We start from the raw sequence: 14,781 nt of genomic DNA, 5'->3' as shown, positions 1-14,781 counted from the left end.
GCCATGAGTATGAAACCAGCCACTGTCAAAATTCTGGTCGTTGACGATAACGAGGTCACCCGGCTTTATATTGCCCGTCAACTGCAACAGCAGTACGATGTGACGCTGGTGACTCATGGGCGCGAGGCGTTAGAGCGGCTCCATACCGAATCTTTTGATCTGGTGCTGATGGATGTAGTGATGCCGGAGATGAACGGCTATCAAGTGCTGGAGCAAATTAAAGCCAATCCTGCCCTCCGGTCGATTCCGGTCATTATGATTTCTGCAAGCGATGACCACGATCGCGCCATTCGCTGTATCGAAAAAGGGGCAGAAGACTACCTGGCAAAACCGCTCAACGCCACGCTGCTCAACGTCAGAATTAATGCCTGTCTGGAGCGCAAATGGCTTCGCGATCAGGAGCAGGCATACCTGCATCAGCTTCAGCAAGAAAAGGCGCAGGTCGAAGCCGCCCATCGCGCAAAAAGTGCCTTTCTCGCCAATATGAGCCACGAACTGCGGACTCCCCTCAACGCCATCATTGGCTACAGCGAGATTTTGCAGGAAGACTTGCAGAGCGAAGGGGCGATCGACTACCTGCCCGACCTGGAAAGAATTCATACCTCAGGCAAACACCTACTGCGGTTGATCGACGATCTGCTAAATATCGCCAAGATCGAAGCAGGCAGAATGGATCTGTATCTCGAAAGCTTTGAGGTGAAAACGCTGATTAGCAAAGTCGTTCAGGAAGTGCAGCCCCTTATTGGAGCAAACGGAAATCGTCTGGTAGTCTTCTGCACCCCCGACCTGGGAACCCTGCACGCCGACCTCAGCAAAGTCCGTCAGATCCTCTGGAACCTGCTTACCAACGCCGCCAAATTTACCAGCAATGGCACGGTGACGCTCAAAGTCGAGTCCCGATCGATCTCCCCCAGCGCTCTGACCACCCCCGACTCCCTGATCTCCCCTGTTCCCCACATTCTGTTTGAAGTCACTGACACAGGCATCGGCATCGCCGAAGAACAACAGCCCTTCATCTTCCAGCCCTTCACCCAGGGCGACGAATCCAGCACCAGAGAATACGGCGGCACAGGCTTAGGATTGGCAATCGCCTATCGCTTTTGCACCATGATGGGCGGCTCAATCACTGTTTCCAGCACAATTTACAAAGGCACAACGTTTACCGTAATGCTGCCCGTCACCGTCGATCGCTCAGCTTCCCTTCATCCTGAAAAAGAACCGCTTCACTCTCCACCCCTCATCCCCCCATCCCCCCATCTCCTTCCCCCATCCCCCCATCTCCTTCCCCCATCCCCCCATCTCCTTCCCCCATCCCTCACTCCTTCCCCCATCCCTCACTCCACTCCCCGCCAACCCACCTTCACCGACCTGATCTTGGTAATCGACAACGATCGCAGCGTTCGCGATGTTATGGTGCAGCAGCTTAACCAAAACGGCTTCCGGGTCGTTACAGCCTGGTCGGGCAGTGAAGGGCTAAGGCTAGCGCGAGAACTAATGCCGGGGCTGATCATGCTGGATATGGCAATGCCGCAGATGGATAGCTGGATCGTGCTGTCAATGCTCAAGTCCGATCCGCTACTGGCAAATATTCCCGTCGTCGTGCAGGGAACGCACGAAAGCTATTATCAGGAAAATCATCACCCCGAAAGCCATCACCCGGAAAATCATCAAGCAAGCTATTGTGCCCTGCCTGCCGGATTTGTGCTAGGCATCTGCGAAGTGTTGACCGATGCCAACTCCTTTAAGCGACTCACCGCACTGCTTCAGGCATACCCACGATCGACTCAGGAAATCCTGCTTATCCAAGAAGACCGAACCACCGAACAAATCCTCCACCGTTTGCTGACCAAAGCCGGATGGCAAGTGTTAACCGCAGACCTTTCGACTGCCCTGCGTCCCTGCGCCCAGCCGCCCGATGCGATTTTGATTGATTTGCTCACCTCGAAACCAGGTAGCTTTGAACTGCTTGCTAATTTGCGGCAGATCCGCGAGTGGAAATCTATTCCCACGATCGCCACGATCGCCAGCGATCTAACTCCGGCTCGCTATCAGTTCTTAAATACCAGCGTGGCTCAGCTGATGAAGCGAAGCGTTCTGCAAAATCCACTGCTTCAACAGGTACAGCCCTATATTCTTTCCCATTTGCAGCAGGAACCAATCCGATAGAAGGGACTGGGAGAAAATCGCTATACCAGGTGCCTGTTGGCTCTAGGCAAACTTCGGGCACTCTAGGGTAGGAAGTCAGTATGTGCATCCACTAGGTGATTAAATTTTTGAGTTTAATGAAATTGCAGTCGATCGTACTGTAGTTGGCTATGAGCAACTCATCATACGGATTTGCGTCAATCCCCCTACATGAGGTGCCATCTGGGAGAACAAGAGATGCCCAAGATTCTCTTAATCGAAGATAATGAAATGAACCGAGATATGCTCTCTCGGCGGCTAACTCGCAAAGGAATTCAGGTTGTGATTGCGACAGACGGAGAACAGGGCGTTGCCCTTGCACTTTCCGAGTCTCCCGATCTGATCCTGATGGATATGAGCCTTCCGGTGCTGGATGGCTGGTCTGCTACTCGCCAAATCAAAGCCACTCCTGCCACGCAAAAGATTCCCGTCATTGCGCTGACTGCTCACGCGATGGCAGGCGATCGCGACAAATGCCTGGAAGCAGGCTGCGACGATTATGACACCAAGCCAATCGAATTCACCCGTCTGATGGGTAAAATCCAAGCACTGCTGGTCAAAGAGGCAGCAATATGACAGACCAGGGGCGCGTACTGGTAGTAGATGATAATGAGATGAATCGAGATCTGCTATCTCGGCGGCTTCTGCGTCAGGGACATCTGATCGCCATGGCAGAAAACGGGCAGGAGGCTCTAGAACAGCTTCAATCGCAGCCGTTTGACCTTGTGCTGCTCGATATTATGATGCCCGTGATGAACGGCTATCAGCTTCTTGAAAGCCTGAAGGCAGACCCCGACCTGCGCCATATTCCGGTCATTATGATCTCTGCGCTAGATGATCTCGATAGCGTGGTGCGCTGTATTGAGCTGGGCGCAGAAGATTATTTGTTTAAGCCCTTTAACCCAACACTGCTCAAAGCTAGAATCGGAGCCAGCCTGGAGAAAAAGCGGCTGCGTGATCAGGAACAAGCCTATCTTCAGCGCATTCAGGACGAGCAAGAAAAATCAGAGCGGCTACTGCTCAACGTGCTGCCCAAACCAATCGCCGATCGTCTGAAACAGGGACAGCATACGATCGCCGATAATTTTAGCGAAGTGACGGTGTTATTTGCCGATATTGTCAGTTTTACGCAGTTGTCGGTCTCGCTGTCTCCCACCGCCCTGGTCGAACTACTGAATCAGATTTTTTCCACGTTTGATCAGCTCGTCGAACAGCACGGACTGGAAAAGATTAAAACGATCGGAGATGCCTATCTAGCGGTGGGTGGCTTACCAATGCCTCGTCCTGATCACGTTCAAGCCGTAGCAGATTTGGCTCTGGCAATGCAGGCGGCGATCGCGCAGTTCACCGTGCCAACTCCTGACGGAGGAACCAGAACCCTGATGATGCGAATCGGCATTCATACAGGAGCTGTGGGTGCAGGCGTGATTGGCACAACCAAATTTTCCTATGACCTGTGGGGCGATACCGTCAACACCGCCAGCCGCATGGAATCCCAGGGCGTTCCCGGCAAAATTCAGGTTACGGATACAACCTATCAGCTTTTGCAGCAGCAGTATGATTTTGAAGAACGTGGACTGGTTGATATCAAAGGCAAAGGGGAAATGAGAACTTATTTTCTCTGCCAGAAGCGATCGAACTAAGCCCAGTTCTAGCTGCTCCCCGACTTCAGCCCTGCTACATTTGCAGCCCTGCTAGATTTGCTTCTGAGCAGGACGCGGAGGGTCGGGAAGGTCTGTACCGCGGTCAGTTAGCGTATCAATCAGATCGCCTGTCTCTGACAGAATCGTCTCAGCCAATAAATCCGCCTCATCAGAACTGAGCGATGATTCCAGACGGTGAATCAAAATTTTCTGAAGTCTGGGACCATCTGCCGCCTCAACAGTCATCTCGTAGGTTTCGTACTGAAGCTTTTCTCCGACAGCGGGAATCTTCTGCATTTGATAAATCAAAAATCCGCCCAGCGTTTGATAATCCTCTGATAGGGGTAAATTTAGATCCAGCAGTTCGTTAACCTCTTCTAGATCGGTTTGCGCCTGCACTCTGAAATTTTGGTCGTCTATTACTTCAACGTCGGGTTCTTCCAGATCTTCGCCTTCGTGGGTATCACCCATAATCTCGGCTGCTAGATCTTGCAGTGTCACCAGACCTGCCGTGCCCCCAAACTCATCTACAACGATCGCCATTGGCTGGCCCGATCGCTGCATGAGCTGCAACAATTCGCTGAGGTGAATATTTTCCGACACAAACTGTGCCGGACGCACCCATGCCTGCACCGGACTATCAAGCTTCAGCATTCCCTGGCTCAAAGGTTCTGCCAGTTCTTTGAAGTGCAAGATTCCGGTAATGTCGTCTAAGGATTCGCCCATGACCGGATAGCGCGAATGTCCAGAACTAGCGACTTCTTGCAAAAGATCCTGGAACGTTGCTTCACGCGGCAGTGCCACAATGCTGATCCGGGGAATCATCACTTCTCCGGCAGTCACGTCAGCAAAGGCAAACACATTGCTCAGCAATTCTCGCTCTTCCTCCTCCAATCCGGGGGATTCGGTCGAGGTGGCAATGATCAGCTCCAGTTCTTCGGGCGTGACCCGGTTGTACCAGCCCTGCCCCGTGTAGGGAACACCCAGCAACCGCAGCAGCCAGCGCGTAGACTGATTCAAAATCCAGATAAACGGATTAAAAAAGCGGGCGATCGCCTGACTTGGCGCACCCAAAAAGCGAGCCAACTGCTCTGGATACATTAACGCCACTGATTTTGGGCAAAGCTCACCTAGTACAATTTGCAGATAGGCAATCAGCAAAAAGGCGATCGGCAACGCCAGCGAATGAGCTAGCACGTTCCCCACCCCAGACGGCAGGGGCAGCCGCAGCAGCAACACCGACAGCAGCACCGCTACCGTGCTTTCGCCAATAAAGCCCAGTGCCAAACTGGATAAGGTAATGCCAATTTGAGTAGTAGACAGCAGGCGATCGATCCCACGCTGCAAGTCCTGCACTGTCTTTGCCTGCACATCTCCGGCAGACACAAGCTGGCTAATTCGCGATCGACGTACAGAGACGATCGAAAACTCAGCTGCCACAAAAAAGCCGTTAATCATAATCAACAGCAGCACTGCCAACACTCGCAGCAGCACATCGGAACCGCTCAAAACCGGGAGTGTATCGGCTGATGCGCTTAGGGCAGGAGAAACCATTGATTTGATCAACTTAAAAGCAGTCTAGAAACAGCAGTCTAGCAGGAGGAAAACGGTTTAGAGAATGTTTGAGGAGTTGCCAATCTCCGACAGCGTCCCCTAGATCCCCCAACATTGGGCGACTTTGAAGCGCAGAGAAGGCTCGGCTTCCCCCAGAATGAAGGGAGCGAGGGGGCGGTTCGGGACGCATTGATACATCTTCAAAGCACCCTCTCAAGAAGCCTATTTGCCTGACTCCATTTTGGCTTTCACCTGCTGCAAAATGTCCTCCTCTTTAAGGAAGGTTAGCCCTTCTCGGCGAACAGGCTTACCCTGGGCATCGGTCACATTGTTCACTGGACGGGCATCAGGTTGAGTGATTCCCTTGAGTGCCTCTCGCCCAGTACGATAACCCCAAGCGGCACTACCGACCCCTGCCCCCACCATCACGGTCAGCAAAAAAAGCGTTAATACAACGGTTGAATTCACGGATGCTGCTGATATTCGTCAAGCATCAGGATACAATAGAAGCCAAAAGATCGAGAAGTCAAAAGACTGAAATATTACCAGGGTTGGCCGAGCGGTTTAGGCAGCGAACTCATAATTCGCCTCAGGCGGGTTCAACTCCTGCACCCTGGACTCCATTAAACTTTAACTAAATTTAAACTAGACTTTCGTAGTTTTCGATCGACGGTTTTCTATCCTTCAGAAGGATCGCAAGCGGCTAAGATAAAGCAACGGATCGGCAGTCGCTCTGCCTGATAGGATGATGGGTAAGCCAAGATGATGGGTAAGCCAATTGGCACTCGATGCCTCTTCCTAACTTGGTCTAAAGTTCCCTGGAGTGACTGGGTCTAGAATTGATCAGTGAGATCCAACCACCGGATCTCTGGGCTACCCTTCGCAGTTGCACTACTTCCTGCCGAATGACTTCAGCACCGCATCAGAGCCATCTATTAATCATCGAAGACGACAAAGGACGGTGTGAATACACCCTGGATCAGCCAATCTATTCGATCGGTCGTGACCCTAAGTGCGATATTCGGCTGGTTTCTCAGTTCGTCTCCCGTCGTCACGCCACGCTTATTCAGCAGCCCAACGAAGACGGCAGCTACTATTACCGAATTGTAGACGGCAATCTCAGAGGGCAATACAGCGCAAACGGACTGCTGATCAATGGGCGCAAGCTGCAAGCACACAACCTCCAGCACGAAGATAGAGTCATTTTTGGACCGCGAGTGCAGGCAATCTATCACCTGCTAAAGCGCGATGCAATTACAACTGTGCCACCAGATGAATATGACATTACCCTGATCAGCCCTAATATGACGGGTGATCCAGAAGAAGATTCTGTTGGCTAAACATCGCCCTACATTTTCAGGTTTTGTCAATCTCTTTGTGCAATTTTTCCGGCCTATTGGAAGGAATCAGAGCTTGTCTTGCTGATCAGCGGCAAAAATGAGGTGCAGTAGCGTTTACGAGGCACGGCGTGCTTGCTATTACTTCCTCTAATCGTATGAAACTCGATTCTCTTCAACCTGATGCAGATTATTTTCTGCGCCTCATTTGGCAGCTTGAACGATCGGCAGCAGACTTTCACCAATTCCGCTAAAACGGGCGATCGTGCCCTTTCCGCTAAATCCGAATCGCCTTACCCGTCACCACAATCCCGCCGCTGGTCGGAATTTTTACTCCAAGCTGACTGGGGCGACCCATCGCTGCTCCCTGAAGAATCAGGAGTGTAGCTGGCACTGGGATGAGTTGAGCCGATCGCAGATACCCGCCGAGCGCAGCCGCCGCAGCCCCCGTTGCCGGATCTTCTACCACGCCCCCGACTGGAAAAGGATTGCGAGCATGGAAGACAGTATCGCTCTCACGCCACACAAGTTGTAGCGTCGTCAGACCCTCCCGCAGCATGAGTGCCTTGAGTGCCTCGAAATCGTAGTTCAGTTCTGCCAGACGCTGTGCCTCCGCAACCGCAAGCACTAAATGCCATGCCCCAGCGTAGGCTCTTGCAGGAGGAATCGATCGGTCGAGGTCGTCGGGTGCCCATTTCAGTGCAGCAAGAGCTTGGCTGACGAGCGCATCAGACGCAGGCGCAGAGCAAGGCTCAACAGAAGTCAGAGACGCTTCATAATGACCGTCGCGCTGGGACACTGTAACAGGTATTGTTCCAACCAAGGTTTCTAACCGATAGGTTCCATTGCCGTCGTTTTCGCCCAGTAGGACTCCAGTGGCGATCGTGGCGTGTCCACAAAACGAGACTTCGGCTTCAGGGCTATAGTAACGAACCGTTCGATCGGCTCCGGCGGCAGGCGCGACAAAGGCAGTTTCCGAGAAACCAACCTCAGCGGCGATCCGCTGCATGGTTTCAGGATCGGGAAGCGTATCTCCAACCCAAACACCCGCAGGATTGCCTCCATCAGGAGTCGTTGTAAAGGCGGACAGACGATAAAGGGTTCCTGAAGTCATGATTGAGTAGAAGACATGTTGTTCAAACTACCAGTGATTATAGTGAAAGGTAGAGTCTCCCGAAGAAGCTCTACCTCTGGCTAGTTTGATGAAAACACCTCAAACTAATACTTCTTTCAGCACGTCCAACGTCTGAACTCTTTCAAGCAGTGATAATACTGCTCGACCCTTTTCAAGCTGGCTGCAATAAAAACTTGTGATCGTTTCTAATCCTTTCTGGACACCAACAACCATTGCCTTGTCGATCGCTTGAACATCAGGCTCAAACTGTGCTCGATACTCTTTAGCTCGCACTTGCTCTGCTTCAGCAAAGGCTGGATGCATTGATGCTACAACCTCACCTAAAATTGCACTTTCGAACAATTCAAATGGTGGACAGGTTAAGCAAGGAGTTGGATCGATTGGTAGGGGGAGCGGCTCGATTAATTCAGGCGGCAAGAAGTCAAGGATGAACTCCGTCACCAAGCAGGGTGACAGTACGTGCTTCAAGATATCCTTGAATCTTTGCCCAACTTCAAACACCGACCCTTCAAACGCGAGTTCCTGCGAAGCTTGGTAAGTATAAAGGCTATTCCAAGCCGCATTGCGGAAGACTTGATAGCGCGAGCTGCGATTTGCAAGCCATAACCCAATGTTGCGATAGTAAGCTTTAATCTTGGCGTAGTTGCTTGAGGCGGTATCGGCAGCAAGCGATCGCAGGTTGATGTTGAGCTGGTGATGCCAGGTGGAATCAACAACCACGCGACCCACGCCTTCTTTAGACCCATCGTAAACTCCCACTAAGCCAAAATCGCGTGCAGGGGTTGGTCCTTTATCAAAGGTATAGGATGGCTCCGATAGGGTATGGGCACGGGCAATGATTTTTGGTCGTGTCTGAGTTGCACCTGTTTGCGGATACTCTGGGCCTGAGTACACTGTTCCATCTGCGGCAGAGAAGCTGAACGTGCCTGTCACAACGACCTGGTTGTCTTCAATGACTTGCCCTTCGTGCTGATGATCTGGGAAAACATTGATTGGTCCCAGGCTACCCGCACACAGGATTGGATGAGGTTCTTTTTGAATTGTGAAAGCACCAGTTCGTTTTGAGTACTCTGGAATCCATTCGATCGGCTGTGGCGTTGCATCGGCTTGATTCTCGCCTGGAATGTTGGTGTCTCCAGGATTGCGAGGTCGATTTGTATCGAAGCGATCGTAGCCTTCAAACGTGGGTGGATTGTCAGCTATCAACCACTTACGCATCGTCCGGACTCGCGGAATCCGGTGACACATACTCGCACCCAAATGGGCATGGTCACCTGTTGCGAAAACACCGCCCTGGCGTTCATTCATCCAGCGCGCCAATTCGGCTAACTCTGCATCTTGAGCATATAGCGGATGCGAGGTTACTTCGGTATCGATAAAAGCGCCATTACCGGGCTGCAGCCCAAAGCACCAAATTTGCTGAAATTGATCGATAACTAGATTGCCGTCTTGAGTGCTATTAAATCGAAAACCTGTGTAGTGAGGTTCCCCAACAGATGGATTGGGATTAAATGAGAAACTACCTGTTCGTGTTGCCTTCTTTACAGAGAAATAAACACTCGAAGAGAAGTTTTCTTCGAGTGCAGCAATCATCATGCTTAAGCCAAAATCCGCATCGCCGAAGGTGATCCCATCAGTCACGATGAGGATTGAGATGCGCTGCTTAAGCAGCGGCAAGTACTTTTCGAAATCGATGTAAACTGGCAATTGCTCGAAATCGCGTAGCTGGTTTAATTCAATCAATTCTCGGATCGATAGACGAGGTTTCGGCAAAGAATTACTATCCATAAAAACTTTGGATTAGAAATACTGTGCCCTCAATCTAAGTCACCCAATCGTGCCTCAGCAGGACCCTCAAGGGTAATCCCTTGTTACGAGACTTTTTGTAATTAACTTGCAACAAATGACAACCAAAAATCGACAACAAAAAACTGCTCCCGGCGAACCAGGAACAGTGATGAAACTCAATTAGATAGATCGATTCAGACGATCGCCTTAATTACTGAGCAGAAGCCAGCACCTTTTCACTAGCATTCGGATTTGCCTCCGAGCTTTCCGCTTCAGACGGCGGCACCACCTGCCAGAACTTCGGCAGAGCCTCTGACCAGTTTTCCAGGATTTCCTTTGCCTTGGGGCTACCTGTGCGATCGGCGTGAGCCTGGATCAGGTCTTTGAGCTGCTGTTCGCCTGCGGGGGTGACAACGCGCTGAACTTTAACGATTTCCGGGTTGACCTTGGTAGGGAAGCTGCCATCTTCATCGAAGAAGTAGGCTAAACCGCCCGTCATGCCTGCGCCCACGTTGCGTCCGACGCGACCTAGAACAACGACAACACCGCCCGTCATATACTCGCAGCAGTGGTCTCCGGCTCCTTCGATGACTGCCTGCGCCAGCGAATTCCGCACGGCAAAGCGTTCGCCTGCCTGTCCGTTAGCAAAGAGCTTACCGCCCGTTGCGCCGTAAAGACAGGTATTGCCGACAATCACATTTTGGGAAGGAGCATAGGTTGCGTCTGCAAAGGGTCGGATGGCAATTTCGCCGCCGTTCATGCCTTTGCCCACGTAGTCATTTGCTTCGCCTTCCAGGTTGAGCGTCAGACCCGCCAGGTTAAACGCACCAAAGCTCTGACCGACGCTGCCCGTGAAGTTGAGCGTGATCTGACCGCTAAAGCCCGTGTCGCCATACTGCTTCGCGATCGCTCCCGAAATTCGTGCGCCCAGCGATCGATTGGTGTTGACCACCCGGTAAGCCTTGCTGATCGTGCCGTGAGTCGCGATCGCTTGCTGAATTTCGGCATCTGCCAGGATTTCGTCATCCAGCACTGCGCCGTTGCTGTGAACCGTTTCATGCTCTAGCCAGCTTCGATCGGTGCGTGTGTCCGGCAGGTGGGTCAGGCAGTCGAGATTGATCGCCTGAGTCTTGGTGAGGCTGGCATCTTCCCGCACCTTCAGCAGGTCTGCCCGTCCAATCACGTCTTTCAGCGATCGGTAGCCCAGCCGTGCTAAGAGCGATCGAACTTCCTCTGCCACGAAGTAGAAGAAATTAACGACGTGCTCTGGCATGCCGGTGAACCGCTGACGCAGCTTTTCTTGTTGGGTTGCCACGCCAACCGGACAGTTGTTGGTATGGCAGATCCGCGCCATGATGCAGCCCTCAGCAATCATCGAAATCGAGCCGAAGCCGTATTCCTCTGCGCCCATTAATGCCGCCATTAGTACATCCCAACCTGTTTTGATGCCGCCATCTGCCCGTAGTAGGACGCGATCGCGCAATCGGTTTTCGATCAGCACCCGATGCACTTCGGTTAAGCCCAGTTCCCACGGGACGCCTGCGTGTTTAATCGAGCTGAGAGGTGATGCGCCCGTGCCGCCATCGTGACCGGAAATTTGGATGATGTCGGCATTTGCCTTTGCCACACCCGCAGCGATCGTGCCAATGCCCACTTCTGCCACCAGCTTCACTGATACTTGGGCTGCCGGATTAATCTGGTGCAGGTCAAAGATGAGCTGGGACAAATCCTCGATCGAGTAAATGTCGTGGTGAGGCGGCGGGGAAATCAGCGTCACTCCGGGCTTCGATCGACGCAGCATCGCAATGTAAGAGCTGACCTTCTTACCGGGCAACTGTCCGCCTTCACCCGGTTTTGCACCCTGCGCCATTTTGATTTCGAGCTGTCTGCCACTCATCAGGTATTCAGGAGTCACCCCAAAACGACCCGATGCCACCTGCTTGATTGCTGAACTTGCCGTATCACCATTGCGTAAGCCTTTCAGATGGGAGAACGCAGCCGATTTGCCGTTTTCATCCACATCGTTCAGAACCTTGAAGCGCACCGGATCTTCGCCACCTTCGCCAGAGTTCGACTTGCCGCCCAGGCGGTTCATCGCGATCGCCAAAGTCTCATGCGCCTCCCGCGACAGCGATCCAAGCGACATTGCCCCCGTACAGAATCGCTTGACGATTTCTTCCACAGGCTCCACTTCTTCGAGCGGGACAGAGGGACGATCGCCTTTGAAATCTAGCAAGTCGCGCAGAGCCGTCACCGGACGCTCCGACAGGTATTTCTTGTACAGCTCGTAGTGGTCGTAGCTCTTGTCGCCCACCGCTTTGTGCAGGTACTTTGCCATTTCCGGGCTGTTCATGTGGTACTCGCCGCCCGGTTTGTAGTTGAAGAAACCAAAGTTCTCCAGCTTCTTCGTCGTCAGTTCGGGGAAGGCGCGGCTGTGAACAGCAATGATTTCCTGTGCCAACTCACGAATGCTGATGCCACCCACGCGAGACGCAGTTCCCTCAAATGCCAGGTGCAGCAGATCGTCGCCAATGCCGATCGCCTCAAAGATTTGCGCCCCCTGATAGCTTGACAGCAACGAAATTCCCATCTTCGAGAGGATCTTGAGCAGACCTGCCTCGACCGCCTTGCGGTAGTTATACTGTGCGCCCGTAATGCTGATCGCCGAGAGTTTGCCCGTTTCCATCTGCTTCTGGGTCTTAGCATCAAACCACCAGTGGCGCACCGTTTCCCAGGCAAGGTATGGACAAATCGCACTGGCTCCGTAGCCAATCAAGCAGCCAAAGTGATGTGTGCTCCAGCACTGTGCCGTATCTACAATCAGCGAGGCTTTCATCCGCAGTCCCTGACGAATCAGGTGATGGTGAACCGCGCCTACTGCCAGCATCGGCGGGATATAGCTGTATTCTTGACTTAGATCACCCTCGCCCGATCGATCGCTGAGAATCAAAATTTGCTTACCCGATCGCACCGCAGCCGTCGCTTCCTGACAGAGCTGTGTCACTGCCCGCTGAAGTCCATCAGGACCATCTGCCACTTTAAAGAGAGTAGACAGGGTCGCCGTCTCTAAGCCCGACTGACGAATCTGCTCCAGGTCGCCATCGTTGAGCACCGGAGATTCCAGCTTCAGCAGCCGCGCAAACTCTGGCTTCGCCTCCAGCAAGTTGCCCCGCTCACCCAGCGACATTCCCAGCGACATCACTAGGCTTTCCCGCAGGGGGTCGATCGGCGGATTTGTCACCTGGGCAAACCGCTGCTTGAAATAGTCATACAGCAGGTGAGGCTTACTCGACAGCACTGCCAGCGGAATATCGTCACCCATGCAGAAGGTCGGCTCTTTGCCCTGAGATGCCATTTCCTGGATGATCATCTCCACGTCTTCCGTGGTGTAGCCAAAGGCAGTCTGGCGACGCAGCAGGGCGGGTGCTTCGAGCTGACGCGCATCGGGGAATTCCTGTAGGGTCAGCTCACAGCGATATTGCTGAAGCCATTGTCGGTAGGGCTGTTGCTGGGCGATTTGCTGCTTGAGTTCCCAGTTCTTCAGAACTTCATTCGTTTCCAGGTTGAAGGCGATCGCCTGTCCCGGACCGAGCCGTCCCTTCTCCAGAATCTCAGATTCGGGCAGATCGGTCACGCCTGCTTCCGATGCCACCACAATGTAGCCGTCTTTGGTGATGCTATAGCGTGCCGGACGGAGACCGTTGCGATCGAGCGTTGCACCCACAATCTTGCCGTCGCTAAACACCAGCAGCGCGGGACCGTCCCAGGGTTCCTGAAGTCCACTGTAGTAGTCGTAGAAATCAGTAATTTCGGGATAATTTGCCAGGTCAGGCTGATTTTGATACGCCTCTGGAACCATGATCATCACGGCTTCAAGCGGCTGTCGCCCCGACTGAACCAGCAGCTCCATCACATTATCCAGGTTGGCAGAGTCGCTGTTTTCGGGATTGACCACGGGCATCAGGTCAGCAAATCGATCGCCCCACACCGGATGCGACAAGCCCGGCTCTCGCGCCATCATCCAGTTGATATTGCCCAGCAGCGTATTAATTTCGCCGTTGTGACCCAACAAACGCATCGGCTGTGCCAAGTGCCATTTGGGCATCGTGTTTGTGCTGAAGCGACGGTGATACACCGCAAACACACTCTGATAGAGCGGATTCTGGAAATCCTGATAAAACTCGCCCAGTACCACCGATCGCACCATGCCTTTATAAACAATTGTGCGGTTCGAGAAAGAGCAAATATACAGCTCGTTCAATTTGGGCTCCTGCGCGGCGGCATCTTCAACAGCTTGCTGAATTTGCTTGCGGGTCAGATAGAGTCGTCGCTCCAGATCATCGCCCCGAAGGGAATCAGACTGGACAATCACCTGCTCGATCTGCGGCTGGTTTTCCCGTGCCTGAATGCCCAATACCGCAGGCTTTACCGGGACTTCGCGCCAGCCCAGCACCTTCAGCCCTGCCGCCTGAATTACGCCGTTAGCTATCTCGCGCACCATTGAGGCGATCGAGCTATCTTGGGGCAAAAACACCATACCCACGCCCAAAGTAGCCGTGTCAGCCGCCTGAATGCCCTGTGCCGAAAGCCAATCGCGCAACAACTCCCAGGGAACTGCCGTCATTACCCCTGCGCCGTCTCCCGAATCCTGGTCTGCGCTACAGCCACCCCGATGCTCTAAACAGGTTGCAGCGGCAAGTGCTTTTTGCACTAGCTCATGACTTTTGCGCCCCTGCTGATCGGCAATAAAGCCCACTCCGCAAGCATCCCGCTCCTCAACTAGCCAACGCTGCCCTGCATAACCCATATTGATTCCCTGTTGATTTTGACGATCCTGATTCACGCTTGAACTACTCCCATGAGGTGATTAGACTTGCCCACTGAACTTGCCCGCTGATTCAATTCATCCCCTGAGGGTGCTGGGTAACGACAGCCGCACCATTTCTGATTCGTTCCTGATATAAATTTTCCGCGATTCTTTCCCCTGGTTTCTCTATGCAGGCGCAGCCATGAGAGACTGCCAAGCTGTACTGTCGCCACTGCTTCTAATGACTCCGCTCAAACACTCACAAAGGTCATCGCCCTTCGACCCAATTTCGGAGCTGAGGCAAAAATCACCAATTTGCGCCAGAGGCTGGCA

General features: G+C 52.8%; 9 protein-coding genes and 1 tRNA gene. 5 read left to right on the top strand and 5 right to left on the bottom strand.

What is annotated here, in order from left to right; genetic code table 11:
- Positions 1-3 precede the first annotated feature (3 nt).
- From NDA02_RS09615 to NDA02_RS09605, 3 genes are all read left to right on the top strand, one after another.
- Positions 4-2,166 (top strand): response regulator, encoded by a 2,163-nt coding sequence (locus tag NDA02_RS09615; protein WP_348254857.1) that lies wholly within the window; start codon positions 4-6, stop codon positions 2,164-2,166.
- A 216-nt stretch (positions 2,167-2,382) separates the two neighbouring features.
- Positions 2,383-2,760 (top strand): response regulator, encoded by a 378-nt coding sequence (locus NDA02_RS09610; RefSeq protein WP_190794234.1) that lies wholly within the window; start codon positions 2,383-2,385, stop codon positions 2,758-2,760.
- Entirely contained in the window at positions 2,757-3,827 is a 1,071-nt protein-coding gene (locus NDA02_RS09605; RefSeq protein ID WP_348254856.1) for an adenylate/guanylate cyclase domain-containing protein, read from the top strand. Before NDA02_RS09610 ends, NDA02_RS09605 begins: the two co-directional genes overlap by 4 nt.
- Positions 3,828-3,878: 51 nt before the next feature.
- Here NDA02_RS09605 and NDA02_RS09600 read toward each other — a convergent pair whose 3' ends face one another.
- Both NDA02_RS09600 and NDA02_RS09595 read right to left on the bottom strand, forming a co-directional pair.
- The gene (locus NDA02_RS09600) at positions 3,879-5,381 is read right to left on the bottom strand and encodes a hemolysin family protein (protein WP_348246807.1); all 1,503 of its coding nucleotides are present in this window, start codon (positions 5,379-5,381) and stop codon (positions 3,879-3,881) included.
- Positions 5,382-5,603: 222 nt separating this feature from the next.
- The gene (locus NDA02_RS09595; protein WP_190794231.1) at positions 5,604-5,849 is read right to left on the bottom strand and encodes a hypothetical protein; all 246 of its coding nucleotides are present in this window, start codon (positions 5,847-5,849) and stop codon (positions 5,604-5,606) included.
- A 77-nt stretch (positions 5,850-5,926) separates the two neighbouring features.
- On the opposite strand from NDA02_RS09595, the gene NDA02_RS09590 reads away from it, so the two are divergent.
- Together NDA02_RS09590 and NDA02_RS09585 are read left to right on the top strand one after the other, a co-directional pair.
- Positions 5,927-5,999: transfer RNA gene (locus tag NDA02_RS09590), tRNA-Ile, on the top strand.
- A gap of 287 nt (positions 6,000-6,286) precedes the next feature.
- The gene (locus tag NDA02_RS09585) at positions 6,287-6,721 is read left to right on the top strand and encodes an FHA domain-containing protein (protein WP_190794230.1); all 435 of its coding nucleotides are present in this window, start codon (positions 6,287-6,289) and stop codon (positions 6,719-6,721) included.
- Positions 6,722-6,995: 274 nt separating this feature from the next.
- Here NDA02_RS09585 and NDA02_RS09580 read toward each other — a convergent pair whose 3' ends face one another.
- From NDA02_RS09580 to gltB, 3 genes are all read right to left on the bottom strand, one after another.
- Complete coding sequence (locus NDA02_RS09580; RefSeq protein ID WP_190794229.1) at positions 6,996-7,832, bottom strand: PhzF family phenazine biosynthesis isomerase; 837 nt, start codon at positions 7,830-7,832, stop codon at positions 6,996-6,998.
- Between the two features lie 99 nt (positions 7,833-7,931).
- Positions 7,932-9,494 carry a hypothetical protein gene (locus NDA02_RS09575; protein ID WP_190794228.1) on the bottom strand — a complete coding sequence of 521 codons (1,563 nt, stop codon included), beginning with the start codon at positions 9,492-9,494 and terminating at the stop codon, positions 7,932-7,934.
- Between the two features lie 358 nt (positions 9,495-9,852).
- Positions 9,853-14,448, bottom strand: coding sequence for a glutamate synthase large subunit (gltB, locus tag NDA02_RS09570; RefSeq protein WP_190794238.1), 4,596 nt, complete (start codon positions 14,446-14,448; stop codon positions 9,853-9,855).
- Positions 14,449-14,781: the final 333 nt, after the last annotated feature.

It is taken from the genome of Leptolyngbya sp. ST-U4 (assembly GCF_039962215.1).
Classification (GTDB): Bacteria; Cyanobacteriota; Cyanobacteriia; order Elainellales; family Elainellaceae; genus Leptolyngbya_A.
Note: the sequence above shows the minus strand (reverse complement) of the source record. Positions and strands in the feature narration are given on the sequence as shown.

Excerpts from the sequence above, each read along its gene's own strand:
- NDA02_RS09615 (WP_348254857.1), top strand. The coding sequence starts at position 4 with ATGAGTATGAAACCAGCCACTGTCAAAATTCTGGTCGTTGACGATAAC.
- NDA02_RS09600 (WP_348246807.1), bottom strand. The coding sequence starts at position 5,381 with ATGGTTTCTCCTGCCCTAAGCGCATCAGCCGATACACTCCCGGTTTTG.
- gltB (WP_190794238.1), bottom strand. The coding sequence starts at position 14,448 with ATGGGTTATGCAGGGCAGCGTTGGCTAGTTGAGGAGCGGGATGCTTGC.
- NDA02_RS09605 (WP_348254856.1), top strand. The coding sequence starts at position 2,757 with ATGACAGACCAGGGGCGCGTACTGGTAGTAGATGATAATGAGATGAAT.
- NDA02_RS09610 (WP_190794234.1), top strand. The coding sequence starts at position 2,383 with ATGCCCAAGATTCTCTTAATCGAAGATAATGAAATGAACCGAGATATG.
- NDA02_RS09580 (WP_190794229.1), bottom strand. The coding sequence starts at position 7,832 with ATGACTTCAGGAACCCTTTATCGTCTGTCCGCCTTTACAACGACTCCT.
- NDA02_RS09585 (WP_190794230.1), top strand. The coding sequence starts at position 6,287 with ATGACTTCAGCACCGCATCAGAGCCATCTATTAATCATCGAAGACGAC.